The organism is Streptomyces triticagri (assembly GCF_003429565.1).
Lineage (GTDB): Bacteria > Actinomycetota > Actinomycetes > Streptomycetales > Streptomycetaceae > Streptomyces > Streptomyces triticagri.
The window spans coordinates 17,739-42,326 of sequence record NZ_QUAK01000051.1 but is presented as its reverse complement, the minus strand read 5'-3'; the positions used below and the strand labels follow the sequence as shown (position 1 = coordinate 42,326).

Sequence of the window (24,588 nt, the reverse complement as noted above, 5' to 3'; positions counted from 1 at the left end):
TCCGGCGATTGAGGACATCTCTTGTCCAGCGGGTCAGGAACCCGCATCCCTCGGCCCGACGCGCACCCCCAGCCCGTCCGGCGATTGAGGACATCCTTTGGGCCGCGGGCCCACCGACCGGCACCCCCAGCCCGTCCGGCGATTGAGGACATCTTTTGGGCCGCGGGCCCACTGACGTGCGCGTCAAAGGATGTCCTCAAACGCCGGACAGGCTGAAATTTCCGGCCCCCTGCCCCGCGGGGCAAGAGATGTCCTCAAACGCCGGACGGGCTGGGGGATGCCGGACGCCGGATCCCGTACTACTCCGCGGCCTCCGCCGCGGACGCGTACGTCTGCAAGGAGCCGAGGACAGACCCCGGACTCCCCGAACGGGACACCGCTCCGCCGATCCGCTTCTTGATCTCCGCGCTGACCTGCGCCCAGGACGTCTTACCCACCGGGTAGAGCCGCGAGGAGCCCAGCTCCTCGATGAACGGCTTCAGCGCCTTGTGCGAGGAATCCGCAGCCATCGCATCGGACGCCGACGTGGTCACCGGCAGGATGTTGTAGCGCTCGGAGAACTCGACGACGTTCTTCTCGCTGTACACGAAGTCGAGGAACTGACCGATCTCGTCCCGGTGCCCGTTCTGCTTGAAGCCCATCATCCAGTCCGCGACACCCATCGTCGCGCTCGTCTTGCCGTCCGGCCCCGGCATCGGCACCATCCCGAAGTCGATGCCCTTCGCCCGCGCCTGCTTCATCAGCGTCGGATGGCCGTTGAGCATCCCGACCTCGCCGCGCGTGAACGCGTCGAAGGCGTCCTGCCGGTTCAGGTCCGCGGGCGCCACCGGGCCCGTGAGTCCGGGGGTGACCAGCTTGTTCTTCAGCCAGTCGAAGGTCTTCACGTTCTGCTCGTCGTCGAGCGTGTACGAGCCGGCCGTGTCCGTGTAGCCGGCGCCGCCACTGAGCATCCAGATCAGCGTCTCGGCCGGCGCCTCCTCCGCGCCGAGCGGCAGCGCGAAGGGATACTTCACCCCGCGCGCCTTCAGCGTCCCCGCGTCCTGGGCGAGCTGCGACCAGGTCTTCGGCGGGGTGAGCGAGGCGTTCTTGAACAGCTTCTTGTTGTAGAAGAGCAGCCGCGTCGAGGATGCGAACGGCAGACCGTACTGCACCCGCTTCAGCTCGCCCGCCTCGGTCAGCGAGGGCAGGAAGTCCGACTGCACCGGCACCGAGAGCAGCTCGTCGGCGCTGTAGAGCTTGCCGGCCGCCGCGTAGTCGGCGTACGCGCCGATCTGGGCCATGTCCGGGGCCTCGCCCTTGCGGACCATCGCCGCGACCTTCGCGTCCACGTCCTTCCAGGAGTAGACGTCGACGTCGACCTTGATCCCGGAGTGCTCGGCCTCGAAGTCCTCGACCAGGGCGTCCCAGTACTTCTGCGAGCTGTTGCCCTTGTTCTCGCCGTAGTCGGCCGCGACCAGCTTGAGGGTGACCTCGTCCGAGCCGGAGGTCATCCCGCAGCCCGCGAGCACAGCCGTCATCCCCAGCGCGGCCGCCACCGCCGTCAGAACAGTCCTACGCCGCTGCACCGCTTTGCCCACCCTCGTGTGTTGCCGCATTCCGCTGTCGGACCGCTCGCGCCTGCGCGCGGACCGCCCCATAGGTCTACACCACCTAGGTCTCGCTTCGGCAACGGCCGTGCGGCCTCTGCAACGCGGGGCCACCGTTGCCCGCGCCCCCTCCCACCTGCTATGCACGTCCCGTCCCCCGCTGTCCTGCCTGCTCGAGGAGCCGCACGCGCATGTCACGTACCGCAGCAGAAATAGCAACCCAGCCGAGCTGCTGGCGCCGCGCGGCCGAGGCCGCCGACGCCTTCGACGGCCTGCCGCGGGCGGGCGAGCGGGTCGCGGTGACGGGCTGCGGCACCTCCTGGTTCATGGCGATCGCCTATGCGGCGCTGCGGGAGGCCGCGGGGCAGGGCGAGACGGACGCCTTCGCGTCCTCGGAGTTCCCGGCCGGGCGGCGCTACGACCGGGTGGTGGCGATCACCCGGTCCGGCACCACGACCGAGGTGCTCGACCTGCTCGGCGAACTGCGCGGCACCGTACCGACGTCGGCGCTGACCGCCGATCCGAAGACGCCCGTGATGGAGGCCGCGGACGCCGTCGCCGTACTGGACTTCGCGGACGAGGAGTCCGTCGTACAGACCCGCTTCGCGACCACGGCCCTGGCGTTCCTGCGGGCCGGCCTCGGGGACGTCCCCGGGGTGAAGCCGGTGGCGGAGGCGGCGGTCGACGCGGAGCTCGCGGTGACCGAGCCGCTGCCGGAGGCGGTGCTCGGCGCGGAGCAGTGGACGTTCCTCGGCCGCGGCTGGACGTACGGGCTCGCGCTCGAGGCGGGCCTGAAGATGCGGGAGGCCGCGGGCGCGTGGACGGAGGCGTACCCGGCGATGGAGTACCGGCACGGGCCGATCTCGATCACGGGGCCGGGGCGGGTGGCCTGGATGTTCGGGAACCTGCCGGAGGGCCTCGCCGGCGACGTCGCCCGCGTCGGCGGCCACCTCGTCGCCCGCCAGGACGCGGACCCGCTGGCGGACCTGATCCGCGCCCAGCGCCTGGCCGTCGCCCTCGCCGAATCCAAGGGCCACGACCCCGACCGCCCCCGCAACCTCTCCCGAAGCGTGATCCTCCCCTGACCCTGACCATCACCCCGACCGGCATCGATCCAGCCCGACCGGCATCGATCCAGCCCGTCCGGCGTTTGAGGACATCTGTTCAGCCCGTCCGGCGCTTGAGGACAAGGGGGCCCAGGGGCGCACAGCCCCGGTTTCGGGAAGGGGCGGGCCCGGGGCAAAAAAACCAGCGTGACGCGCAGCGACGAACCGGGGACCATAGGGGCCATGTCCGGCCCCTATGTGATCCGCGGAGACGTCACCCTGCCCCAGGCGGAGCTGACGTGGCGCTTCACCCGCTCCTCCGGCCCCGGCGGCCAGCACGTGAACACCAGCGACTCCCGCGTCGAGCTCAGCTTCGACCTCGCGAAGACCGAGGCCCTGCCGGACGTCTGGAAGGAGCGCGCCCTGGAGCGCCTCGCCTCCCGCCTCGTCGACGGCGTGATCACCGTACGGGCTTCCGAGCACCGCTCCCAGTGGCGCAACCGCGACATGGCCGCGACCCGCCTCGCCGCGCTCCTCGCCGAAGCGACGGCCCCACCACCCCGCCCCCGCCGCAAGACCAAGATCCCCCGCGGCATCAACGAACGCCGCCTCCGCCAGAAGAAGGCCCGCAGCGAGACCAAGCGCGGCCGCTCCGGCCGGAACTGGACCTGACGAACCCCATGCACCACTGGCACCTCCGCCCCGCCACGGCCCACGACGTGGAACCCATCGCCGAGCTCCGCGCCGTCGTACTCCGCCCGGACCTGGAACGCCTCGGCCGCTACGACCCCCACCGCGTACGCCAGCGCCTCCGCGACGGCTTCGACCCCTCCCACACCCAAGTCATCGAGTACGACGACGAGTTCGCCGGCTGCGTGGCCCTGCGCCCGACCCCCGACGCCCACTGGCTCGAGCACTTCTACCTCGCCCCGCACCTCCAGGGCTCCGGCATCGGCACAGCCGTCCTGCGCGAACTCCTCGCCCGCTGCGACCACGACGCCGTCCCCCTCGTCCGCCTGAACGTCCTCCACGGCAGCCCGGCCCGCCACCTCTACGAACGCCACGCCTTCACCCTCGACTCGGAGGACCCGGTGGACGTCTTCATGTCCCGGGTCCCTGCACGACCTCGTGGCGGCCTGCCCACGTGAAGTTCACAGCCAGGACCCTCGCCGCAGGAGTGGCCTTCGGAGCAGCCGCGTCGCTCACCAATGCGTTGTCGTCGCCGTACGTGGCGCCGGGGCGGGGGATCGACGGCACCGTGTGGGCCAGTTGCGCCAAAGTGCTGAGCCTGCTTCTGGATGCCGGCTGGGCGTGGGCCGCGCTGGCCGTGGCCATGGGGTTTCTGGCCGGGGCTGTCGGACGTGGCGCGCTTTCCGGTGCGACGGCCCTAATCGCGGCAACTTCCGCGTACTACACGGTGGATGTTCTCGGCTGGGGTGCGGGCACGGATGCGGTGGACTGGCTCGTGGCAGGCGTGCCGCTGGGACTGCTGCTCGGCATGGTCGGGGCCGCCGCCCGACGGCCTGGCGTCGTGGGGCTGGTCGCCGCCCTGACGGTGCCGGTCGGTGCCGCGGTGCAGATGCTGCTTCTTCCGCCTCGGCCGTATCCGAGGGTGACGGCGACCGTCGTGGTCGCGGAGGTCGCCGTATGGGCAGGATGCGCGCTGGGGGCAGGGTGGGCCGTCCACCGGTTCTGGGCGGGCCGGGCGCGGTACGCGGGAGGCGTCACCAGGTAGCAGCAGGGCCGGAGTTGGAGATCGTGGCCCAGGTACGGGTGCCGCCACCGGGCTCCGGGGAGGCACCGAAACCCCACGTGCCGTGACAGGCCTCGACGACCGCGGCGAGCACGCGCAGGGCGGTACGGCGGCGGGCATCACAGAGGGCGCCGAGGTGGGGTGAAGTATGGGGCGGGTGGCCGTCGTAGGCGATCAGGCGGAGTGTGCCTGGGCCCGGTGGATCGACGTCGGCGGCGCAGGCCTCTTCGCGGTAGCGGAGCGAGACGTAGATGTCCGGGGAGGGCGTGAAGTGCGTTGCCGCCACGACGAGTTCGCTGACCAGGAGGACGGCCGGGAAGAGCAGTGACGTCAGGCCGTGCGCATCGAGGGTGGTACGGATCGCCGCGCGGGCGACACCGGCGGACGGCGGGGCGGCGGGGAGCGTGAGACTGTACGCGAACGGGCCCAGTCCGGACGGCAGTTGCCCGGACGACGGGGCGGGCGTCACAGGGCCGGCCGCGCTGCAGGGCACGGGGCCCGATTCCGGGAGGCCTTCGCTGAGACTGGAAAGGGCTCTGGGATCGACGATGTACATGGTGAACTCCCTGACAGTGAGGGTTCGTTGAGATCGCGCAGGCGCGCGGTCACGCCGGCGAACGGTGGCCTGTCTCCCTGACGCGAACCCAGCCCTTCCCAGGGCAGGAAGAAATGGGCAGGCTCGCGCGATGCGCTTCCGACTCCGGCGTGTGGTTGGTGCGTTACGAAGAGTAGAGCATGCTCGGGGTAACTTTGGCCCGCGAAAACCGCAACTTCACCCCGTTGACGGTCGATTCGGGGCCCACAGGGCACACTTGAGCCACCCCACGAAGGAGCGACATGTCAGCGAGGACAGCACCCACGGAGCGTCAACGACGCCTGGGCGCCGAGATTCGCAGGATGCGGGCAGCGGCCGGAGTGACCGCCGAATTCGCGGCGGGCCTACTGGGCGTGGACCGAGGCAAGATCTCCAACATCGAGTCCGGCTCCCGCGCCATCAGCCCGGAACGTGTACGCACGCTCGCATGCAACTGCGGCCGCACGGACAAGGAGTACGTCGAGGCGCTCGCGGCCATGGCCGCCCCTCGACCTCGCGGATGGTGGGAGCAATACCGCGGTGCGCTTCCGCAAGGGCTGCTGGAAATCGCGGAGTTGGAGGCCGCGGCGACCGCAATGCGGGGTGCGTATTCCATGCACATGCCTGGGCTCCTCCAGACGTCGGACCACGCCTTGGCCATCTTCCGGGTCGTCGTACCCGAACTTCCGGAGCACGAGATCGCCCTGCGGCTCGCCCTCCGGATCGAACGACAGCACGTCCTGGACGCCGACCGGGGCATCCCCTACACGGCGCTGATCCATGAGGCGGCGCTTCGCATGCAGTTCGGCGGGAGGGCCGCGGCCCGTGCACAGCTCGAACACCTCATGGCCAAGTCCGAGCAGCCCAACATCACGCTACGCGTGATCCCTTTCGAGGCGGGCGCCTTCCCCGGCGCCGGGCAGACGGTCATCCTGGCCCAAGGCGCGGTCCCGGAGCTGGACACCGTGCAGATCGACAACACGCACGGCCCCGACTTCCTGTATGCGCAAGGACAGTTGGAGAAGTACCGGGCCCACTTGGACTGGATGGAGAGGATCGCGCTTACCGCGGATGAGTCCCGGTCCGCCATCCGTACAATCGCAGCACAACTCTGAGGAGGAATCGTGTCTGCAATCGATTGGGAAGACCCGTTCTGCGGCGAAGGCAACTCCTGCTTCCGCCTCGGCACCGACCAGGCCGGCAACGGCTACATCGCCGTCGCCGGCGACGAGGCCCACCCCATCACCGACTCCCGCGACGCCCTCCGCCAACTGATCCTCGACATCAAGTCCGGCAAGGCCGACCATCTCCTCTGACCGCCGCCGCACGAGCGCAGGTCGACAGTGCCCACGGTCCGGAATTCCTGGACGCAGAGGCGCAGTTGACCAAGTACCGGTCACTGCTCGACCTAGTCGAGAAGCTCGCCCTACCCGCCCCGCAGTCACGCGAATTCATCCGGACGCTCGCACATCGACTCTGAGGAGACACAGCCATGCCGGACATCACCTGGGAAGCGCCCTACTGCGCGGAGGGCAACGCCTGCTTCCGCCTCGGCACCGACCAGGCCGGCAACGGCTACATCGCCGTCGCCGGCGACGAGGCCCACCCCATCACCGACTCCCGCGACGCCCTCCGTCAACTGATCCTCGACATCAAGTCCGGCAAGGCCGACCACCTCCTCTGAGCGCCGCCCTCACCGGACGGGTGATAGGTGATAATCGACCCATGTCGCACACTGACGAAATGAGCGAGGCGGAGCAGCACCGGGTGAAATTCGCCCGACGCCTGCCTGCCTCGCTGGCGGAGCTGACCGGCCCGACCAGTGGCACCGTCGAGCTGCCCCTCCACGTCGTCTGGTCCGGCCTGAACACCTTCGACCTCGCCAATCCGCGCCAGCGCATGGGCCTGTACCGCACCGTCCTCGCAGAAGGCATGCGCGAGGACCTGTGCCGCCACCTCAACCAGGACCTGCTCCTCTCGCTGTGGCCGACGCTGCGCACCCTCATCGGCCGCAGCGTGCGCGACGTCTGGGAGGACGCCTTCCCGCAGCTGCGCCGGGCCGCCCAGGCCGCTGCATGACGATGCCCGACCTGCACGCCCGCCTCCTGGCCGACGTGGTCGCGATCGGTGCGCCCTTCCCGCTGGTGCTGACCGGCGGCTACGGCGTCCAGGCCCACGAACTGCTCGAGCGCACCAGCAACGACCTGGACGTGGCGACCCAGACTTCCCTGCCCATGACCGAGGTCGCCGCGACCCTCGACTCGGGCCTCGCGGAGCGCGGCTGGCAGGTGGAGGTCATCGAGATTGCGCCGCTGTCCGCTCGGTTCCACGTCACCGCCCCAGCGCTGGGCACCGGGTGTGAAGTCGACGTCCTGAAGGAGACCTTCACCCGGCCGATCGCGCACAGCAAGTACGGCCCGGTCCTCGCGGAAGAGGATCTCCTCGGGACGAAGGTCCGTGCTCTCGCCGACCGGGGCGCGGCCCGAGACCTGTTGGACTGCTTCGCCGCGAGCCGCCGCTGGACGAACACCGACCTGGAGGAGCTCGGCCGCCGTCACGCCCGCGAGGTCTTCGACCTCGAAGACCTGCAACTGCGGCTCGCGGGCGCCGACTGGATCGACGATGCCGAGTTCGCCGGCTACGGGCTGGACGAGGCGGCGGTGAGTGCGCTGCGCTCCTGGGCGCAGCAGTGGAGCGACGACCTCGCCCGTCGGCTCCACCGCGACGACCCGGCCTGAGGGCCGGACGGCCGCCGCGGTCCTATCACCCCAACTGCCGATACTTCCCCCGGAAGTACGCCAGCGGCCCGCCCGAGCCCGATGGCAGGGAAGCCGTCAGGACGCGGCCGATGACGAGGGTGTGGTCGCCGGCGACGACGCGTTGTTCCGTACGGCATTCCAGGGTGGCGAGGGCGCCGCCGACCAAGGGGGCGTAGGAGTACTCGCCGCGGGTGTACGCGATGTCGTCGAAGAGGAGGCGGTCGCTGATGCGGCCCTTCATCGCGAAGCGGCCCGCGATGTGCCGCTGGCTCTCGGAGAGCACCGAGACGCCCCACAGCGGCTGTTCGTCGAGCAGGTCGTCCATCCGGGAGCCGTTGCGGAGGCTGACGAGGACCAGCGGCGGGTCGAGCGAGACCGACATGAAGGCCGTCGCGGTCATCCCCACGTCCTCGCCGCGCGTGATGTCGTGCCGGGCGGCGGGCGGTCCGGCGGCCGCGGGCGGGTCCTCGCCGAGGGGCGGTTCACAGGCCGTCACCAGGACCACGCCGGCTGCGAGCCGGGACATGGCGGCGCGGAACTCGTCGTTGCTCACCCCCTCAGCATGCACAGCGGGGCGCGGTACGGGTGGGACGACAGCGGACTCGAGCACGGGACACGACCTTCGGACCTTCAGGCGAGGGGTACGCCTCCGACGCTAATCCCGTCCGCGGCGCGGCACATCGGGCCGCAGTCCTAAGCCCTTCCCGACGTCCGACCGAGTCCCTCCCGAGCCCCTTGGTCCAGACCTCTGGTCGCTCGCCACCTGCGCGAAGGCCCGCTTTGCGTTCCAGAAGGGCGGGCAGCCGGGCGGACGGGTACTGTCGCCCATGCACCATCTCGCGCCGCACCCTTGTGACTTGAGTCACAGCAGTCAGAATTTGTTGACCCTGTGTACCGGCCGTACAGCTCACTGTGATTCAGTGGCGGAGGCCACGAGGCACTGAGTGCTGACCGAGTACTGACCGAGTGCCGGCCGCGTACGAAAGGCGAGTACGAAAGACACGACCCGCAAGGCCTCCGCCCGGGGCGGAGGAGGCAGACGGGCGGGCGATGCGAATCCTGGAGTTGCTGTCGAGGTCTCGGGGAGAGCGAGCATGGAGACCGAGTCGGAGCCCTACGTCCGTCTTGCGACCCTGCGGCAGCTGCACCAGGCCGTCGCGGAGCTGAACACCGCCCGGAGCCTGGCAGACACCCTGCAGACCGTCGCGGACGGCATCGTGACCGGCCTCGGCTACGGACTGGCGTGCGTGAACCTCGTACGGCCCGACGGAGACCTGGTCATCGCCGCCTTCGCGGGCGATCCGGCCGCAGAGGCCCTGATCACCGGCCGGGTCGGCTCCCGCGCCTCCTGGGACCGCCGCCTGACCATGGGCGAGGCCTGGGGCGACCTGCGGTTCATCTCGCACACCGAGGGCTGGGTGCTCGACGAGGACGACGTGCCCCAGTGGCACACCGACGGCCCGGCCCCCCGCTTCGAGGACGAGTGGCATCCCGCCGACCGCCTCTTCGCCCCGATGTACTCGCCGACGGCCGGGCGCGAGCTCCTCGGCGTCATCTCCGTGGACCGGCCGCGCAACGGCCGGCTGCCCGGCGCCTGGGCCCGCGAGGCGCTGCAGATGTACGCCTTCCAGGCCGCGATTGCAATCAGCAATGCCCGGCTCAGAGCAAACATGCAGCGCGCCCTGGTCCGCCTCGAGCGCGAACAGCAGGCACTGCGTGCCAGCGAGGAGTCCTTCCGGCAGGCCTTCGAGTACGCACCCTCCGGGATGGCCATCGCGGAGATGGGCGGCGACCAGCACGGGCGGATCCTGAGGTCCAACGACGCGCTGTGCCGCCTCCTCGGCCGCAACGCCTCGGCGATGCGCCGCTACTCGTTCTCCGATCTGGTGCACCCCGAGGACGTCGGCACACTCCTTCGTACGTCTGCGGAGGGCGGCCGCGCCGAGCTGCGCCTGGTCCGCCGCGACGGCACGTATCTATGGGTCTCGCTGCGCAATTCGGTGGTCGCCGACGCCGCCGACGGTCCGCGCTTCCTGCTCACCCACGTCGAGGACATAGAAGAGCGCAAGCGCCGCGAACTGCAGCTCGCGCACCGCGCCTCGCACGACTCGCTCACCGGCCTGCCCAACTCGGCCGAGCTCCGCTCCCGCCTCGCCGCCCGGCTGTGCAACATGCCGATGTCGGTCCAGCCGACCGCCGTGGACGCCCTCGACGCCGCGTACGGCGGCCCGGCCGGGTACGACTCCGGATACGACCCCGTGCAGGACAGCGGCGGCCACACCTTTCACTTCGACGCTCCCCCGCCGCCGCTCGGCGCCTACGACCACCATGTGCACGTGATCGCTCCGGAGGGGCCGACCGACGACGGCACCAAGGGCCTCGCGGTGCTCTTCTGCGACCTCGACGGCTTCAAGTCGATCAACGACCGCTTCGGGCACCACACCGGCGACGCCGTACTCATCGAGGTGGCCCGCCGCCTCACCGGAGGCGTACGGGACGGGGACACGGTGGCCCGGCTCGGCGGCGACGAGTTCGTGGTGCTCGCGGACGGGCTCGGGCGCGCGGACGCCGCCGATCTCGCGGTCCGGCTGCGCTCCGCGATCATCCCGCCGATCCGGGTGGACGGACGGGCCGTACGGGTCGGGGCCAGCTTCGGCATCGGCTGGGCGCACTGCGGGATGACCGCGGAGGAAGTCCTGCAGTCGGCCGACCAGCGGATGTACATCGAGAAACGATCGCGTGCCAAACAGCACAGGCGAGCCGGATAAGCCCAGGTCAGAAGAGTGTCAGGGCCATCGACCCCCGTGCCGCCCGACGGGAGCGGGTAGGCTCGGCGGATTGAAGAGCGACGAGCCGTCGACAGCGCCTGCACAGAGCATCAACAGAGCATCAGAGGCTGCACGGAGCACCACGGCGTCGCGCTGCCGACGCTGTACTCGACCTGCATGAGGAGTGACCAAGGGATGACGCCCGGGAACAACGGCGCGAGCACGCCCGAGGACGACGACCCCTTCGGCTACCTGTACGCGGACGGGCAGGCCGCGGGAGCGACCCCGCCCAGCGGCGGCTACGGCTACCCGGGCCCCAGCCGCTCGTACGGCCAGGTCCGCACGGTCGGCGAGCGCCAGTACGGTGCGCCGCAGCCTCCACAGCCGCAGGCGCAGATCCCTCAGCAGCAGTCGCCGGCCTACGGCGCGAACCACTACGCGGCCCCGGAGACGTTCGCCGGCGCCGACGGTGCCCGGCAGGGGCCGCCGCCCGCGCAGTACGGGCACGGTGCGCCGGGCGGCCGCGGCCGCGGCGGTCCCAATACGAAGGGGCTGCTGATCGGCGCGATCGCGGTCGTCGCCGCGGTCCTCGTCGGTATCGGTGTGGCGATCGCGACGGGCGACGAGGGCGAGGGCGACAAGGGCGGCCAGGCCTCGGACTCCCAGGGGCAGAACGAGAAGCCGGCCGGGAACGACAAGCCCGACGACGCCGACAAGGGCAAGGACGAGGACAAGCCCGAGGCGGAGCTGCCGAAGGACGACGCCAAGTCACTGACTCTGGCAAACGGCACGACGACGGCGAACGAGTACGAGGGCGCCGAGTCCGCGGGCGGGGTGTACGTCGCGGGGCTCAACAACCCCGGCGCATCCGCGACCTGGACCGTCAACGACATCGCCGCGGAGGGCAAGTACACCCTCTACGTCCGCTACAGCGTGCCCGGCAAGGACGCCTCCACCACCCTCACGGTCAACGGCAAGTCCCAGACCCGCCCGCTGAACATGAAGAACTTCAGCGGCGCGAAGGAGGGCGACTGGGAGAAGGGCTGGACCCGCACCTACGCGAACGTCATGCTCAGCGAGGGCACCAACACCCTGAAGATCTCCTGCGAGCCGGGCGACAAGTGCGAGGCCGACCTGGACCAGGTGTGGCTCGTGAAGGGCTGGCCGGAGAGCTGAGCCCGGTCCGCCCGGCGGTCATCCGCCGAGCAGCCCCAGGAAGTGGGCCACCGTCCCGGCCATCGCCTCGCGGGCCGGGACGAGGTACTTGCGGGGATCGACGGTCGTGGGGTGGGCGGCGAGATACTCCCGTACCGCCCCGGTGAAGGCCGTGTTGAGGGCCGTGCCCACATTGATCTTGACCATGCCGGCGGCGACCGCGCGGCGGATCTCCGCGTCCGGGACGCCGCTCGAGCCGTGCAGCACCAGCGGCACGGGGACGGCGTCGCGCAGCGCCGCGATCAACTCGTGGTCCAGGGCGGCTGTCCGCTCGGTCATCGCGTGCGAGGAGCCGACCGCGACGGCGAGGGCGTCGACGCCGGTCGCGGCGACATAGGCGGCGGCCTCGGCGGGGTCGGTGCGGACGCCGGGGGTGTGCGCGTCGAGGGCCGGTTCGCCCTCCTTGCCGCCGACCCGGCCGAGTTCGGCCTCGATCCACACTCCGCGCTCGTGGCCGCGGCGTACGGCGTCGGCGGTGGCCCGTACGTTGTCCGCGTAGCCGAGCTTCGAGGCGTCGACCATGACCGAGCCGTAGCCCGCTTCGAGCGCGGCGGTCAGCAGGTCCGCGGAGACCACGTGGTCCAGGTGCAGGGCGAGCCGGGCCGACGAGGTCCGGGCGACGGCGGCGGTGGCGGCGGTGACCGCGGCGAGCGAACCGCCGTGGAACTTCACCGCGTTCTCGGATATCTGCAGGATCGCGGGAGCGCCGGCCTGCTCCGCGCCGGCCGCGACGGCCTCGGCGTGCTCCAGGGTGATGACGTTGAAGGCGGCGACGGCGGTGTGCTTCTCGCGGGCCTCGTCGATGAGTTCGGCGGTGGGCGTCTGCGGCATGGATCCTGCGCTTTCCGGGCTGGGTGGCGGCCCTCGAGGGATCGGTGGCGCCCCTCAGGGGCCCGAGGGTCCGGAGGGCGGCCGGGTGGCCACCTCCGTGACGGTGACTTTCGGGTACAGCTCCGCGTACGTGGACGGGTCGAACTCGCCCGCCACCGGGGCCGCCACGGTGGCCGCCGAGAGGGCGACCGCGCTGCTCAGGCGGGCGGGCCAGTCGTCTCCTGCGGCGATGCCGGCGAGCAGTCCCGCGACCGCGGAGTCGCCCGCTCCGGTGGGGTTTCCCCTTACGGGGGCGGGAGGTTGGGCGCGCCAGCCGCCGTCGGGGGTCATGGCGAGCAGGCCGTCCGCGCCGAGTGAGGCGACGACTCCGTGGGCGCCTCGCCTGCGGGCCTCCCGGGCGGCGCGCAACGGCTCCTGGAATCCGGTGAGTTCGGCCAGCTCGGCGGCGTTCGGCTTGACCAGGTCGGGGCGGGCGGCGATGCCGCGGCGCAGTGGTTCGCCGCTGGTGTCGAGGAGGACCGGGACGTCCGCGGCGCGGGCGGCGCGCACGAGTTGGGCGTACGCGCCGACCGGGACGCCCGGCGGGAGGCTGCCGCAGAGGGCGACGGCGGAGGCGCTGGGCAGCAGGTCGCGGCAGACACCGAGGAGGGTGTGCCACTCGGTGCCGGAGATCAGCGGGCCGGGCTCGTTGAGCTGGGTGGTGTCGCCGGTGGCGTCGTCGACGACCGCGAGGGTGCGGCGGGTTGTGCCGGAGACGGGGACGAGGGCGTCGGTGGGAGTGGGGTCGGCGGTGTCGGGGCCGTCGGGCCTGGCCGTGAGGAGGGTGCGCAGGGTGGCGCCGGTGGCGCCGCCCGCGAAGCCGGTGACGGTCACCTCGTGGCCGAGTGCGGCCAGTACGCGGGCCACGTTGAGGCCCTTGCCGCCGGGGCGTTCGGTGACGGCGGTGACGCGGTGGGTGGCGTGCGGGGTCAGCCGCGGTACGCGATAGGTGACGTCGAGGGCGGTGTTCAGTGTGACCGTGAGGATCACGGGTGCCACCCCCGGTAGGACGTCTGTGCGTGTGTCGATGCGCGTATGCGGTCCTGATCATGCCAAACGCGGGCCGCGCGGCCCACCCCCTGGGAGCCCAACCACCGTGGGTTACGTACCTCTTGGGGTGGTTCGGACGGGATGTCCGGTGAGTGGATCGGGGTGGATCGGCGGCGGGCCGGAGGCGGATCGGTCGCGGGCTGGTCGCGAATCGGGAACCGATCCGCGTCGAGCGGTGTACAAGCAGCATGAGCGCACAGACGACATCACGGACGAAGTCCCGGCCGGCGGCCGGGACCCGACGATCACGGCCGGGCGGCCGCCGGCTGCACGATCCACTCGCCCTTGCGCATCACGCCCTTGACGTCGTACGCCTCGTCGAGGACGACCAGGTCCGCGTCCTTGCCCGCCTCCAGGGAGCCCACGCGGTCGTAGGCGCCGAGCAGCCTGGCCGGGTTCTCCGAGACGGCGCGGACGACGTCGATCACGGGGATCTTGTCGATCGTCACCGCCCGCTTGAAGGCACGGTCGAGGGTCAGCGTCGAGCCGGCGATGGAGCCGCCCTCCACCAGGCGCGCGACGCTGTCCTTCACCTCGACCTCCAGCGGGCCGAGCATGTAGCGCCCGTCGCCGAACCCGGCCGCGTCCATGGCGTCCGTGATGAAGGCGACCCGGTCGGGGCCCGCGTGGTGGAAGGCGAGTTCGAGGGCGGCGCGATGCAGATGCGTACCGTCGTTGATCAGCTCCACCGTCACCCGCTCGTCCTCGAGCAGGGCGACGATCGGCCCGGGTTCACGGTGGCCGAGCGGCGGCATCGCGTTGAAGAGGTGGGTGGCCACGGTGGCGCCCGCGTCGATCGCCTCGACGGTCTGCTCGTACGTCGCGTCCGTGTGCCCGATCGCGGCGATCACGCCGTGCTCGGCGAGCAGCCGTACGGAGTCGATCCCGCCGGTCATCTCGGGGGCGAGGGTGACCATACGGGCCGCGCCGCGCGCCGCGTCGAGCAGCTTCCTGACCTCGGCCGGGTCGGGGTCGCGCAGCAGCTCCTCGCTGTGTGCACCCTTGCGGCACGGCGAGATGAACGGTCCCTCGAAGTGGATGCCGGCGATCTCGCCCTGCTCGGTCAGCTCCGACAGGAAGCCCGCCCGCTGGGCGAGGAAGTCCATGTCCCCGGTGACGGTGGAGGCGACGACGGTGGTGGTGCCGTGCTCGCGGTGGGTGCGCACCCCGGTGAGCACCTCGTCCACGGTGCCGGAGGTGAAGGAGGCGCCGCCGCCGCCGTGATTGTGGATGTCCACGAAGCCGGGGACGATCCAGTGGCCCGACAGGTCGAGGGCGGGGGCTCCCTCCGCGGCGTGCCCGGCGATGCGGCCCGTGTCGTCGACGATCACGCGTCCGTCCGTGACCGTGCCGGTGGGCAGCACCACGCGGGCGCCGGTGAGTACCTTGCGTGGGGCCATCAGGTGGAAACCTCCGTGGACTGTCGTGGGTCGGTGCCGGGCCGGGCGGTGGGTAGGGACTCCAGGTCGCCCTCCGCGGCGAGCAGGTCCCAGGCGAGCAGGCCCGCGCCCAGGCAGCCGGCGGTGTCCCCGAGGGCGGCGGGGACGATGCCGGGCCGCGGCTGGAAGGTGATGCGCTCGTCGACGGCGGCCCGCAGCGGTAGGAACAAGGTTTCCCCCGCTTCGGCCAGTCCGCCACCGATGATCAGCGTCCGGGGGTCGAGCAGGGTGAGCGCGGTGACGAGCCCGTCGGCGAGCGCGCCGACCGCCTGCTGCCATACGGCGACGGCGCGCGGGTCGCCCGATTCGACGGCCTTGGCGCAGTCCGCCGCGTCCGCGTCCGGGTCGCCGCTCGCCGCGGCCCAGGCCTCGGTGACGGCTGATGCGGAGGCGAGACGCTCCAGACAGCCCCGCTGCCCGCAGCCGCAGGGCGGCCCGTCGGGGCGTACGACGATGTGGCCGATCTCGCCCGCCGAGCCGTGCGCCCCCGGCTCGACCCGGCCGTCGATGCCGATCGCGCCCGCTATGCCGGTGCCGAGGGCGAGGAACAGGAAGCGGTCCGCGCCCCGGCCGGCGCCCAGCCGTCCTTCGGCGAGGCCTCCGGTGCGTACGTCGTGTCCGAGGGCGACCGGGGCCCCGAGGCGCTCGGAGAGGAGTTGGCGCAGCGGGACGTCGCGCCAGCCGAGGTTGGCGGCGAAGACGGCGATCCCGTGCTCGGCGTCGATGATGCCGGGCACCGCCACTCCGGCCGCCTCGGCCGGGACGCCGAACCGCTCCTCGCCGACGCGGCGCAGATCGGCCGCGAAGTCGAGGATGTTCCGCACGACGGCGTCCGCGCCGTGCTCGCGTCCGGTCGCCCGGCGGGCCTCGTGCAGCAGTGCGCCGTCCGCCCCGACCAGGGCGGCCTTCATCCCGGTGCCGCCCACATCAAGGGCGATGACGTGTCTCACGGGGACAGTGTCCGCGACAACCGACGAAAGGTCTAGTCCACTTACGGAGCAAGTTGCTACTACTTACCGAGTACTCACCAACCACTCACCGAGCACGCACCGAGCCCGCACCGAGAAAGAAGGCAAAGAAAGTAAAGACGGCCGGAACCTGTCGACCCCTCCTCGGCGTTAGGGAGAGTGACGGTAGCTTCGTCCTCAGCACGGAGCTCACGCGACACCTACGCGACACCTCAGGGGAAGGGACTTCCATGGCTGTAAGCCTGTCCAAGGGCGGCAACGTCTCACTCACCAAGGAGGCACCCGGCCTCACCGCCGTCACGGTCGGCCTCGGCTGGGACGTCCGCACCACCACCGGCACGGACTTCGACCTCGACGCCTCCGCCATCGCGGTCAAGGAGGACAGCAAGGTCTTCTCCGACGGCCACTTCGTCTTCTTCAACAACAAGTCGACGCCGGACCAGACCATCGTCCACACCGGCGACAACCGCACCGGTGAGGGCGACGGCGACGACGAGGCGATCAACGTCAACTTGGCGGGCCTCCCCGCCGAGGTCGACAAGATCGTCTTCCCGGTCTCGATCTACGACGCCGAGACCCGCAGCCAGAACTTCGGCCAGGTGCGCAACGCCTACATCCGCATCGTCAACCAGGCCGGCGGCGAGGAGATCGCCCGCTACGACCTGAGCGAGGACGCCGCCACGGAGACCGCCATGGTCTTCGGCGAGCTGTACCGCAACGGCGCGGAGTGGAAGTTCCGCGCGGTCGGCCAGGGTTACGCCTCCGGCCTCTCGGGCATCGCCCAGGACTTCGGCGTCAACATCTGAGCCGTCGCCCGACGTGTCACCGAGGAACCCCGGCCGCCGCGGCCGGGGTTCTTCGCGTGGTCGCCCGGAGCCCTACGGATTCGCCGGTCTGCCGTCGCCGTACAGCCAGGTCTTCCAGACCGATCGGAGTGCGGCCCGGTGGCCGGCGCCCGCCTGCTGCTCGACGTATGCGGTGAAGTCGCCGGTGTCGGCGTTCGCGTGGCTGCGGCTCGACGCCCAGCCGCGGAGCAGCGCACGGAACTCCTTGTCGCCGACGATCCCCCGCACCTTGTGCAGCACCATCGCCCCGCGCTGATAGACCGGGGTCTCGAAGAGCCGCTCCCCGGACGGGGGTTGGGCCGGCGGGAAGGCCCACAGCTCCTGCCGCTCGTCGGGGTCGTCGGTGAAGTCGCCCGAGTAGAGCGAGTCGAAGGTCTGCTGCGCGGAGTCGCCGCCGTGCTCCTCCTCCCACAGCCACTCGGCGTAGGTGGCGAAGCCCTCGTTCAGCCACAGGTCGCGCCAGGTCTTCGGCGTCACGGAGTTGCCGTACCACTGGTGCGCCATCTCGTGGATCACCAACTCGGTCTCCGGCGGCCCCGGATAGACCGGCCGGGTCTGCGTCTCCAGGGCGTACCCCAGATCCTGCGCCCGCCCGACCACGGCGCCCGCCGAGCCGAACGGATACGGACCGAACAGCTCCTCCTGCCAGCGCACGATCTCCTCGAGCCTGCCCAACGCCCTGCGGCTCGCGGCGGCCCCTGAGCGTTCGACCGCGGTGTACACCGGCAGCCGGGACGGCTGCCGCGCGCCGTCCGAGTCCCGCTTCCCGCCCGGCCGTTCGATCACGTACTGCTTCGTCTCGAAGTCGCCCACGGCCACGGTGGCGAGATAGCTCGCCATCGGCTCGGCGCTCCGCCAGGTGAAGGTGGTGCGGCCGCGGCGGGTCCGCTCGCCCTTCAACTCCCCGTTCGACACTGCCGTCAGGCCCTTCGGGACGGTCAGGGCGATGTCGTAGGTGGCCTTGTCGGACGGGTGGTGGTTGCCGGGGAACCAGGTCATCGAGCCGGTGGGTTCGCCGAGCGCCAGGGCGCCGCCCTCGGTCGCCAGCCAGCCCTCCTGCGAACCGTCGTCGTCGGTGACCGTCCGCGGCTCGCCCTCGTAGTCGACCTTCGTGACGAACGTCGTCCCGTCCTTCAGGTCGTCCGCCGGGCGCACGGTGAGTTCGTGGCCGGTGCGGTTCACGGCCGCCCGCTCGCCGTCGACGGTGACCGAGCGGACGGTCAGGCCGAGCAGATCCAGATTGAAGGCGCTCAGATCCTGGGTGGCCCGCGCCGTGACCTCGGCCCTCCCCTCGAGCCGCCCCGAGTCGGGGTCGTAGTCGAGCGCGAGATCGTAGTGCCGTACGTCGTAGCCGCCATTGCCGAGCCGCGGGAAGTACGGGTCGTCCGCGCCCGCGGCCCCCGGTCTCCCCTCGACCCCGTGCCCACCGCAGCCGGCGAGCAGGAGCGTGCAGGCCAGGGCGAGGACGAAGCCGGTACGGGTCGTGGAGGCCTTGCGGGTCGTGGAGGTCTTGCGGATCGTGCGGATCGGCATCCCGTGATCGTAGGTCCGGTACGAGTGCGCCGCCCCCTACCGGACCGGGCGAGCCCGCAGGTCAGGAGGGCGCCCCGGTGGGGTCCGCCGGCGGGCCGAGAACCGCCGCGCCCAGCGGGCGGTGGCCGGCCGGGAGGCGGCGGGTGTCTCCGCTGTCCAGGTCGACGACGGTGACGCCGTCCCAGAAGCCGTCCCGGGTGAAGCCGCCCGTCACATAGGCCGTATCGCCGTCCGGGGAGACCGCCACGTCCTCGTGCGGGCCGTCCAGCGGGATGACTCGCTCGTCGCCGTCGGGGCTCCGCACGGTGAGGGACGGGCCCTCGTCCTCGGCGGGGTCGATGGGTCCGGTGCCGACCGCGAGGAGGGTGCCGTCCGGGGTGAGCCGGGCGCCGTGCTGGTGGGTGTCGGCCGTCATGCGCTCGATGTCCACGTCGCCGGTGCGCGGGTCGAGTACGGCGAGGCGTTCGCCCTCGAACGGCAGCAGTAGCCGGCCGTCCTCGCGCACCTCCGCATAGTGCGGCTTGAGCCACGAGCCGAGTCCGCCCTCGGTGCCGTACGGCGCGACCTCGAAGCGGCGCGTCTTCAGGGTGTCGGTGCGCACCGCGGTGACGTCGAAGGAGTCGTGATTGGTCGCGTAGACCTCGGAGCCGTCGCGGGAGACGTCCACGTCGAAGGGGCGGCGGCCGGTGCCGACGGTGTCGGTGACCTCGCGGGTTTCGGTGTCGATGATCTCCAACGTGCCGTTGCCGCCTGGGACGTTGACCCCGACATAGACGTGCTTGCCGTCCGGCGCGAGCGCGATGCCCATGCCGCCGCCGCGGTACTCGCCCGTGGTGACGGGGCCGGTCTCGGTCTCGTACGGGATGAGGGCGAGACGTTCGCGCTTCGCGGTGTCGACGACCGCGACGCCCTCGGCGGTCGCCACCCAGGCTCGCCCGTCGTCGCCGACGGCGAGCCCGTACGGGGCGGTGCCCACCTCGACGGTGTCGAAGGCGCCCTTTCCGCCCTCGGCCGGGTCGGCGAAGGTGACCGTGTCCGAGCCGAAGTCGGTGAGCAGCAGGGTGTCTTCGGGGGTGCGGGCGGGGCCGCCGGTGGGGCGTTCGGGGGCGCGTTCGGCAGCCTGGGAGCTGCCGTCCGTGCCGGCCGAACTGCCCGTACCGCCCGTGCCGTTGGCGCTGTCCGCACCGTCCGCACCTGTCGAGCAGCCGACCGCGGCCAGCAGGGCCAGGGTGACGATCCCGGCGGCCCTGACCGCTCCCGTCGTCGTACGCATGATCGTCACCGTGGCCCTCCTGTGTGCCGTGTGCTGCCGTCGTACTGCCGTGGTGCTGCTGTGTGGTGCCGCGTCGTGCTCCCGGCCTTGCTCACCCGCCGCCGCAGGTGATCGCCTTACTTGCCGAGTGCCGCGACGCCCGCCTGGGCGAACTTCTCGTCCAGGTCGCCGCTGGGCGCACCGGCGACACCGATGCCCGCGATCGGGGCGTCCTTCGCGGTGACCGGGGCGCCGCCGCCGAGGAAGAGGGTGCCCGGGATGTCCTTCAGGGTCGGGGCGTCCTCGAGGCGCTTGACCAGCTCGGAGGTCGGGGCGTTCCAGGAGACGGCGGTGAAGGCCTTCTTCTCGGCGGCCTCGTAGGCCTGCGGGCCCGCGCCGTCGCCGCGGACGGTCAGGATGGTGTTGCCGTTGCGGTCCACGACGGCGACGGAGACGCGCTGGTTCTCCTTCTTCGCGGCGTCGAGAGTGGCCTGCGCGGCCTTCTGCGCGGCGGCGGCCGTCAGGTGGGTGGACTGCTGCAGGTTCTGGTCCGAGGAATCCGACCGGACGGCGGCGGGGGCCGCGGCCTCGGGGGCGGAGGCGTTCGCCGAGACGGCGCCGAAGGTGCCGGCCCCGAGGGCGGCGACGGCGACGGTACCGGTGATGACACGGGTGCGCAGAGACAGCTTCTTCACGGTGGAACTCCTGGATCTGAGTGGGTCGGCGGTGATTCCGGCCGAGCGGTTTCTTGCTCTGCCTCAATGCTCGGCCCGCCACCGGGCCCGACCCGTCGACGTACCGGCTGCGCTCCGCGCGCGACTCGGTGGACGGGAGGGTCATCCGATCGGTTGATGCGGGCGCACCGTGATGGCGCCACGACCTGCTGCTGTCCCCGGGAGAACGGCGGTCACCCGCCGCGTACCACTGCCTGCGTACTGCGTAACCGGTACTGCGTAACCAGTACTGCGTAACCGGTACTGCGTACCGCCTACCGGGCGGGCAGGTTCCGGTGCGCGCGCTCGTGCAGTGCGATCGCCGCGGACACCGAGACGTTGAGTGACTCGGCCGCGGGGTTGATCGGGATGGAGACCGAGTCGGCCGCGAGGCCCTCGAAGTCGTCCGACATACCCGTCTTCTCGCTGCCGAAGAGCAGCGCGAGCCGTCCGTCGGCGTCGTGCAGATCCCGTACGGAGAGAGCGCCGTCGGCCCGGAACGACACCAGCCGCGTGCCCGCCTCGCGCAGCGCGGCCACCGCCTCGTCGCGCGTCGCGAGGACGACGGGCAGCGAGAACACGTACCCGCGGCTCGCCCGGACCAGGCGGCGGTCGGCCACGGTGGCGAGGTCGCTGTCGACCAGCACGATGCCGCCGGCGCCGAGGGCGAAGGCGGTGCGCACGATGGCGCCGATGTTCCCGACGATCTTCACGCCGTCGAGGACGATCAGGTCACCGGTCGTCTCGGCCAGATCGGCGAAGCCGCGGGGCTTCGGGACGCGGACGATGCCGAAGGCCTTGGGCTTCTTGTCGCCCTTGAAGATCTGGTTGACCACGGCGGTGCCGATCAGCCGGACCGGGATGTTCCGCTCCTGGCAGGCGTCGAGCAGCTCGGCCGGCAGCGGGGTGGTCTCCAGGCCGTACACCTCGATGAAGCCGAGACCCGCGCGGATGCTCTGCAGCAGCGGCTCCGGGTCCTCGATCAGCGCGGTCTTGACCACCGAACGCGAGGGCTTCGTGACGTCCACGATCCGCTGCACGGCGGGGTCGGACCGGTCGGTGATGACGTCGAGGCTGGCCATGGCCCGCACCCTACCGCCGATCGCACGGGCCCCCGAATCGGCGCGGACGGCCCTTCCCGGAGGCGCCCGGCCCCGGTCGGCGCCTCCTCCTGCGCCGCGGACAACGCCTCCGGGAGACACTGGGAACGGCGATCTCCGGCCCCCGGCGGGCGCCCGCCCCGTACGCCGAGGCCCGTACCGCCGAGAGGTCCCGTACCGCCGAGAGGTCCCGTACCACCGAGAGGATGCGCCATGGAGTTGTCCGGCCGGGCCGGTGACGCGTGGTGAGTGCGTCACCCGGCGCCGAGCACACCGACGCGCCCGCCGACCCGCGCTGGCTGACCGCCGTCATGCACACGGCGTTCTTTCTGCTGCTCGCCGCCTCGCTGGGCCGCTATCTGATCCGGCACCCCGGCGCCCCGGCCACCGGCTGGGTGATCATCGTCTCGACGGTCCTGGCGATGCTGTACGTGCTCGGGCCCGCTCTCGGGAACGGGCCGTCGCGGCGCCGTCTCGTCTGGCTCGGTGCCGTCGTCGGCGCCTGGGTGATCCTGGTGCTGCTCGCGCCGAGCTTCGCCTGGTGTGCGGTGCCGCTGTTCTACTCCGGGCTGCGCACGCTGCCGCGGCGTGCGGCGCTCGTCCTGGTCGTCGTACTCACCGCGTTCGTGGTCGGTGCACAGGTCCGGCTCTCCGGCTTCGATCTGAATCTGGTGGTCGCGCCGCCCGCGGTGGCCGCGATCGCCATGGCGGTCTTCGTGCACACCGAGCGCCAGTCCGAACGCATCGCCGCGACCGAACGCCGCGAGGGGACCCTCGCCGAACGCCAGCGCCTCGCCATGGAGATCCACGACTCGCTTGCGCAGGGCCTGTCCAGCCAGCAGATGCTGCTGCAGGCCGCCGACCGGATGTGGGACAGCGATCCGGACAAGGCCCGCGCCCATGTCCGTACGGCGGAGTCCTTCGCCGAGCGCAACCTCGCCGAGGCCCGCCGCTTCGTCCACGACCTGGCGCCCGCGGATCTGGCCGAGGGCGGCGGCCTCGAGGCGGCGCTGCGCGCGCTCGCCGAGCGCGAGTCGGCGACCGTGGGCGCCGCGGGGGCGGTGCCGCTGACCGTCCAGGTGCGGGTGGACGGCGCGCCCGTCGCGCTGCCCGAGCGTGTGCAGTCGGCGCTGCTGCGGATCGCGCAGGGCGCGCTTGCGAACGTACGGGAGCACGCGGGCGCCCGGTTCGCGGCGCTGACCCTCAGCTATCTGGACGACCAGGTGATCCTCGACATCGCCGACGACGGCCGCGGCTTCGAGCCCGGCCCCGAGACCGAGGCGGCGTCCGCCGCCCGGTCCGATGCCACCCGTGGGCACGGTCTGCCGGCGATGCGCGCCCGGGTCCGGCAGCTGGGCGGCGCGCTGACCGTCGAATCCCGCCCGGGTGAGGGGACGTTCGTCTCGGCGACGGTGCCCTGCGCCCCTGGCTCCACCCCGGCCGCACCGGAGCAACCCACCGCATCCGAGGCCCCTCGACCACCACAGCCACCTACGGCCAGCACGCCACCGGACCACCCTCAGCCACTCGAGCCACACCGCGACCCGCGCGCCGACGCCGCGTCGCCGGACGCACCCCCGGCGCGACCCGGCAGCACCCCGTCCGAACCCGACGCCTCGTCCGACCCCGCCGCCTCGTCCAAGGAGACCCAGTGACCGCCACCCCGGACCCGGACCCGCAGCCGGACTCGCAGCCGCAGCCGCAGCCGCAGGCCGAGTCCACCACACCCCCCGGCGCCCCCGCGCCGACCGTGCGGCTGCTGCTCTGTGACGATCACGTGGTCGTACGGGCCGGGCTGCTCGCGCTGCTCGGCAGTGCGCCGGGGATCGAGATCGTCGGTGAGGCCGGTACCGGTGAGGAGGCCGTGGCCCTCGCCGCGAAGCTCTCCCCCGATGTGGTGCTCATGGACCTCCAACTCGGCGCCGGGATCGACGGGGTGGAGGCCACCCGCCGGATCGCCGGCACCGGCGTGCACGTCCTGGTCCTCACCACGTACGACACAGACGCCGACATCACCCGGGCGATCGAGGCGGGCGCGACGGGCTATCTCCTGAAGGCGGAGCGGCCCGAAGAGCTGTTCGCCGCGATCCACGCCGCCGCCGAGGGCCGCACCACGCTCTCCCCGCCGGTCGCCAGCCGCGTGATGGCGCGGATGCGCAGCCCCCGGCCGTCGCTCACCGACCGCGAACGGGACATCCTCGCCCAGCTGGCGCAGGGCCTCGGCAACCGCGACATCGCCCGCGCCCTCTTCATCAGCGAGGCCACCGTGAAGACCCATCTCGGCCGGATCTACGACAAGCTCGGCGTCGACACCCGCGCCGGCGCCGTCGCCGTGGCCAAGGAACAGCGCCTGCTGTCCTGACCGACCGACAACGACGGACAACGGCTTGCGGCTGACGGGGAACGCGCGAGGTCTTCGAGGCCGTGCAGGGCGATCGGTCGGACGAGGCCGCCTCGGCCGTGAACGACCTGTTGCGCATCTCCAGCGCCCGGCCAGCGGGCACACCGTGGGGCACCGAACGAAGCGGCGGGTCGTAGGGCGCCGGAACGAGCAATGGCCATCGGCACCGAACGGACCGGCGAGCCGCGGACGCGGCCCGTGGCACCATCGCCTACGTGCTCGACATCGGCTACGCCCTCTCCAACCGCTTCCCCGACCCCCCGCAGACCGACTACCGGCAGGCGGACGTACGGGCCCTGCGGCACGACCTGTTCTGCGGGGACGTGTATCTGGCCGACACGGAGGCGGACCGGGAGCTGTCCACAGCCTGGGGATGGGTGCCGGTGCTCGACTTCGCCTGGGCGCTGTGCGACATCGCCGAGCGGCTCGACCGCGATCCGCTCGGCAGCCGCGACTCCCGCCCCCAGCACGCCGAGCTCGACTTCACCGAGTCGGCGGACCGGATGCTGTTCACCCGCCGCTTCGGCTGGGTCGACATCGAGGCGGACTGGATGCCCGCCGACGAGGCGCCGCTCGCCTTCGCCCACGCCGAACTGCGGCGCGAGGCACGGGACTTCCTGCACGATCTCGTGGACGACCTGACCGACCTGCACGACGACCTCGGGGACAACCCCGCCCTGTGGACCCTCAGGGCCCGCTTCCCCCGCATCTGACCG

The 24,588-nt window shown here is 71.8% G+C and carries 26 protein-coding genes; 15 read left to right on the top strand and 11 right to left on the bottom strand.

The genetic code is table 11. The features are described 5' to 3' along the window. Window positions 1–299 precede the first annotated feature (299 nt). Window positions 300–1,595 (bottom strand): ABC transporter substrate-binding protein, encoded by a 1,296-nt coding sequence (locus DY218_RS09660; protein ID WP_407703592.1) that lies wholly within the window; start codon window positions 1,593–1,595, stop codon window positions 300–302. Window positions 1,596–1,777: 182 nt separating this feature from the next. Between DY218_RS09660 and DY218_RS09655 the strand changes: the two genes are divergently transcribed. From DY218_RS09655 to DY218_RS09640, 4 genes are all read left to right on the top strand, one after another. Beyond that, window positions 1,778–2,671: an SIS domain-containing protein gene (locus tag DY218_RS09655; RefSeq protein ID WP_128555514.1), complete on the top strand. Its 894-nt coding sequence runs from the start codon at window positions 1,778–1,780 to the stop codon at window positions 2,669–2,671. Window positions 2,672–2,875: 204 nt separating this feature from the next. Then, window positions 2,876–3,304, top strand: a complete 429-nt coding sequence (gene arfB, locus DY218_RS09650; RefSeq protein ID WP_128555513.1) for an alternative ribosome rescue aminoacyl-tRNA hydrolase ArfB — start codon at window positions 2,876–2,878, stop codon at window positions 3,302–3,304. A gap of 8 nt (window positions 3,305–3,312) precedes the next feature. Further along, window positions 3,313–3,780 carry a GNAT family N-acetyltransferase gene (locus DY218_RS09645; protein WP_128555512.1) on the top strand — a complete coding sequence of 156 codons (468 nt, stop codon included), beginning with the start codon at window positions 3,313–3,315 and terminating at the stop codon, window positions 3,778–3,780. After that, window positions 3,777–4,367 (top strand): hypothetical protein, encoded by a 591-nt coding sequence (locus tag DY218_RS09640; protein ID WP_128555511.1) that lies wholly within the window; start codon window positions 3,777–3,779, stop codon window positions 4,365–4,367. The genes DY218_RS09645 and DY218_RS09640 overlap by 4 nt, the downstream gene beginning before the upstream one ends. Here DY218_RS09640 and DY218_RS09635 read toward each other — a convergent pair. After that, window positions 4,357–4,941: an ATP-binding protein gene (locus tag DY218_RS09635; protein WP_128555510.1), complete on the bottom strand. Its 585-nt coding sequence runs from the start codon at window positions 4,939–4,941 to the stop codon at window positions 4,357–4,359. The two genes, DY218_RS09640 and DY218_RS09635, sit on opposite strands and share 11 nt — an antisense overlap. Before the next feature lie 281 nt (window positions 4,942–5,222). On the opposite strand from DY218_RS09635, the gene DY218_RS09630 reads away from it, so the two are divergent. From DY218_RS09630 to DY218_RS09610, 5 genes are all read left to right on the top strand, one after another. Further along, complete coding sequence (locus tag DY218_RS09630) at window positions 5,223–6,074, top strand: helix-turn-helix domain-containing protein (protein ID WP_128555509.1); 852 nt, start codon at window positions 5,223–5,225, stop codon at window positions 6,072–6,074. Window positions 6,075–6,083: 9 nt separating this feature from the next. Next, window positions 6,084–6,275 carry a hypothetical protein gene (locus DY218_RS09625; RefSeq protein ID WP_128555508.1) on the top strand — a complete coding sequence of 64 codons (192 nt, stop codon included), beginning with the start codon at window positions 6,084–6,086 and terminating at the stop codon, window positions 6,273–6,275. Window positions 6,276–6,451: 176 nt separating this feature from the next. Further along, window positions 6,452–6,643: a hypothetical protein gene (locus DY218_RS09620; protein ID WP_128555507.1), complete on the top strand. Its 192-nt coding sequence runs from the start codon at window positions 6,452–6,454 to the stop codon at window positions 6,641–6,643. Window positions 6,644–6,684: 41 nt separating this feature from the next. Then, window positions 6,685–7,038, top strand: coding sequence for a transcriptional regulator (locus DY218_RS09615; RefSeq protein WP_128555506.1), 354 nt, complete (start codon window positions 6,685–6,687; stop codon window positions 7,036–7,038). Further along, complete coding sequence (locus tag DY218_RS09610; RefSeq protein ID WP_128555505.1) at window positions 7,035–7,697, top strand: nucleotidyl transferase AbiEii/AbiGii toxin family protein; 663 nt, start codon at window positions 7,035–7,037, stop codon at window positions 7,695–7,697. Before DY218_RS09615 ends, DY218_RS09610 begins: the two co-directional genes overlap by 4 nt. A gap of 25 nt (window positions 7,698–7,722) precedes the next feature. Here DY218_RS09610 and DY218_RS09605 read toward each other — a convergent pair whose 3' ends face one another. Beyond that, entirely contained in the window at window positions 7,723–8,244 is a 522-nt protein-coding gene (locus tag DY218_RS09605) for a flavin reductase family protein (RefSeq protein ID WP_128555564.1), read from the bottom strand. 568 nt (window positions 8,245–8,812) lie between these two features. Between DY218_RS09605 and cdgB the strand changes: the two genes are divergently transcribed. Both cdgB and DY218_RS09595 read left to right on the top strand, forming a co-directional pair. Next, window positions 8,813–10,486, top strand: coding sequence for a diguanylate cyclase CdgB (cdgB, locus tag DY218_RS09600; RefSeq protein ID WP_128555504.1), 1,674 nt, complete (start codon window positions 8,813–8,815; stop codon window positions 10,484–10,486). A gap of 195 nt (window positions 10,487–10,681) precedes the next feature. Continuing rightward, on the top strand, window positions 10,682–11,662 hold the full coding sequence (locus tag DY218_RS09595) for a carbohydrate-binding protein (RefSeq protein ID WP_128555503.1): 981 nt from the start codon (window positions 10,682–10,684) through the stop codon (window positions 11,660–11,662). Window positions 11,663–11,680: 18 nt separating this feature from the next. Here the strand turns inward: DY218_RS09595 and DY218_RS09590 are convergent, their stop codons facing one another. The 4 genes from DY218_RS09590 to DY218_RS09575 form a co-directional block, all read right to left on the bottom strand. Next, entirely contained in the window at window positions 11,681–12,532 is an 852-nt protein-coding gene (locus DY218_RS09590; RefSeq protein WP_128555502.1) for a class II fructose-bisphosphate aldolase, read from the bottom strand. 54 nt (window positions 12,533–12,586) lie between these two features. Further along, window positions 12,587–13,561, bottom strand: coding sequence for a 1-phosphofructokinase family hexose kinase (locus DY218_RS09585; RefSeq protein ID WP_128555501.1), 975 nt, complete (start codon window positions 13,559–13,561; stop codon window positions 12,587–12,589). A 305-nt stretch (window positions 13,562–13,866) separates the two neighbouring features. After that, the gene (gene nagA / locus DY218_RS09580) at window positions 13,867–15,021 is read right to left on the bottom strand and encodes an N-acetylglucosamine-6-phosphate deacetylase (protein ID WP_128555500.1); all 1,155 of its coding nucleotides are present in this window, start codon (window positions 15,019–15,021) and stop codon (window positions 13,867–13,869) included. Continuing rightward, window positions 15,021–16,010, bottom strand: a complete 990-nt coding sequence (locus DY218_RS09575) for an ROK family protein (protein WP_128555499.1) — start codon at window positions 16,008–16,010, stop codon at window positions 15,021–15,023. Before DY218_RS09575 ends, nagA begins: the two co-directional genes overlap by 1 nt. Before the next feature lie 248 nt (window positions 16,011–16,258). Between DY218_RS09575 and DY218_RS09570 the strand changes: the two genes are divergently transcribed. Further along, a complete protein-coding gene (locus DY218_RS09570) occupies window positions 16,259–16,834 on the top strand; it encodes a TerD family protein (protein WP_128555498.1) in 576 nt (191 codons plus the stop codon). A 72-nt stretch (window positions 16,835–16,906) separates the two neighbouring features. Here DY218_RS09570 and DY218_RS09565 read toward each other — a convergent pair whose 3' ends face one another. The 4 genes from DY218_RS09565 to nshR form a co-directional block, all read right to left on the bottom strand. Beyond that, on the bottom strand, window positions 16,907–18,406 hold the full coding sequence (locus DY218_RS09565) for a M1 family metallopeptidase (RefSeq protein ID WP_128555497.1): 1,500 nt from the start codon (window positions 18,404–18,406) through the stop codon (window positions 16,907–16,909). A 61-nt stretch (window positions 18,407–18,467) separates the two neighbouring features. Then, entirely contained in the window at window positions 18,468–19,679 is a 1,212-nt protein-coding gene (locus tag DY218_RS09560) for a YncE family protein (protein WP_128555496.1), read from the bottom strand. 116 nt (window positions 19,680–19,795) lie between these two features. Then, window positions 19,796–20,353 (bottom strand): GlcG/HbpS family heme-binding protein, encoded by a 558-nt coding sequence (locus DY218_RS09555; protein ID WP_128555495.1) that lies wholly within the window; start codon window positions 20,351–20,353, stop codon window positions 19,796–19,798. 293 nt (window positions 20,354–20,646) lie between these two features. Further along, a complete protein-coding gene (gene nshR / locus DY218_RS09550; RefSeq protein WP_128555494.1) occupies window positions 20,647–21,453 on the bottom strand; it encodes an NshR/TsnR family 23S rRNA methyltransferase in 807 nt (268 codons plus the stop codon). Between the two features lie 329 nt (window positions 21,454–21,782). On the opposite strand from nshR, the gene DY218_RS09545 reads away from it, so the two are divergent. The 3 genes from DY218_RS09545 (at window position 21,783) to DY218_RS09535 (ending at window position 24,585) form a co-directional block, all read left to right on the top strand. Next, entirely contained in the window at window positions 21,783–23,126 is a 1,344-nt protein-coding gene (locus tag DY218_RS09545; protein WP_128555563.1) for a sensor histidine kinase, read from the top strand. A gap of 95 nt (window positions 23,127–23,221) precedes the next feature. Continuing rightward, window positions 23,222–23,833 carry a response regulator gene (locus DY218_RS09540; protein ID WP_128555562.1) on the top strand — a complete coding sequence of 204 codons (612 nt, stop codon included), beginning with the start codon at window positions 23,222–23,224 and terminating at the stop codon, window positions 23,831–23,833. A gap of 254 nt (window positions 23,834–24,087) precedes the next feature. After that, complete coding sequence (locus tag DY218_RS09535; protein ID WP_128555493.1) at window positions 24,088–24,585, top strand: hypothetical protein; 498 nt, start codon at window positions 24,088–24,090, stop codon at window positions 24,583–24,585. Window positions 24,586–24,588 lie beyond the last annotated feature (3 nt).

What these genes read in the sequence shown, in the direction of transcription:
- DY218_RS09660 (WP_407703592.1), bottom strand. Translation starts at nt 1,595, where the DNA reads ATGCGGCAACACACGAGGGTGGGCAAAGCGGTGCAGCGGCGTAGGACT.
- DY218_RS09655 (WP_128555514.1), top strand. Translation starts at nt 1,778, where the DNA reads ATGTCACGTACCGCAGCAGAAATAGCAACCCAGCCGAGCTGCTGGCGC.
- arfB (WP_128555513.1), top strand. Translation starts at nt 2,876, where the DNA reads ATGTCCGGCCCCTATGTGATCCGCGGAGACGTCACCCTGCCCCAGGCG.
- DY218_RS09645 (WP_128555512.1), top strand. Translation starts at nt 3,313, where the DNA reads ATGCACCACTGGCACCTCCGCCCCGCCACGGCCCACGACGTGGAACCC.
- DY218_RS09635 (WP_128555510.1), bottom strand. Translation starts at nt 4,941, where the DNA reads ATGTACATCGTCGATCCCAGAGCCCTTTCCAGTCTCAGCGAAGGCCTC.
- DY218_RS09630 (WP_128555509.1), top strand. Translation starts at nt 5,223, where the DNA reads ATGTCAGCGAGGACAGCACCCACGGAGCGTCAACGACGCCTGGGCGCC.
- DY218_RS09620 (WP_128555507.1), top strand. Translation starts at nt 6,452, where the DNA reads ATGCCGGACATCACCTGGGAAGCGCCCTACTGCGCGGAGGGCAACGCC.
- DY218_RS09615 (WP_128555506.1), top strand. Translation starts at nt 6,685, where the DNA reads ATGTCGCACACTGACGAAATGAGCGAGGCGGAGCAGCACCGGGTGAAA.
- DY218_RS09610 (WP_128555505.1), top strand. Translation starts at nt 7,035, where the DNA reads ATGACGATGCCCGACCTGCACGCCCGCCTCCTGGCCGACGTGGTCGCG.
- DY218_RS09605 (WP_128555564.1), bottom strand. Translation starts at nt 8,244, where the DNA reads ATGTCCCGGCTCGCAGCCGGCGTGGTCCTGGTGACGGCCTGTGAACCG.
- cdgB (WP_128555504.1), top strand. Translation starts at nt 8,813, where the DNA reads ATGGAGACCGAGTCGGAGCCCTACGTCCGTCTTGCGACCCTGCGGCAG.
- DY218_RS09595 (WP_128555503.1), top strand. Translation starts at nt 10,682, where the DNA reads ATGACGCCCGGGAACAACGGCGCGAGCACGCCCGAGGACGACGACCCC.
- DY218_RS09590 (WP_128555502.1), bottom strand. Translation starts at nt 12,532, where the DNA reads ATGCCGCAGACGCCCACCGCCGAACTCATCGACGAGGCCCGCGAGAAG.
- nagA (WP_128555500.1), bottom strand. Translation starts at nt 15,021, where the DNA reads ATGGCCCCACGCAAGGTACTCACCGGCGCCCGCGTGGTGCTGCCCACC.
- DY218_RS09570 (WP_128555498.1), top strand. Translation starts at nt 16,259, where the DNA reads ATGGCTGTAAGCCTGTCCAAGGGCGGCAACGTCTCACTCACCAAGGAG.
- DY218_RS09565 (WP_128555497.1), bottom strand. Translation starts at nt 18,406, where the DNA reads ATGCCGATCCGCACGATCCGCAAGACCTCCACGACCCGCAAGGCCTCC.
- DY218_RS09560 (WP_128555496.1), bottom strand. Translation starts at nt 19,679, where the DNA reads ATGCGTACGACGACGGGAGCGGTCAGGGCCGCCGGGATCGTCACCCTG.
- nshR (WP_128555494.1), bottom strand. Translation starts at nt 21,453, where the DNA reads ATGGCCAGCCTCGACGTCATCACCGACCGGTCCGACCCCGCCGTGCAG.
- DY218_RS09545 (WP_128555563.1), top strand. Translation starts at nt 21,783, where the DNA reads ATGCACACGGCGTTCTTTCTGCTGCTCGCCGCCTCGCTGGGCCGCTAT.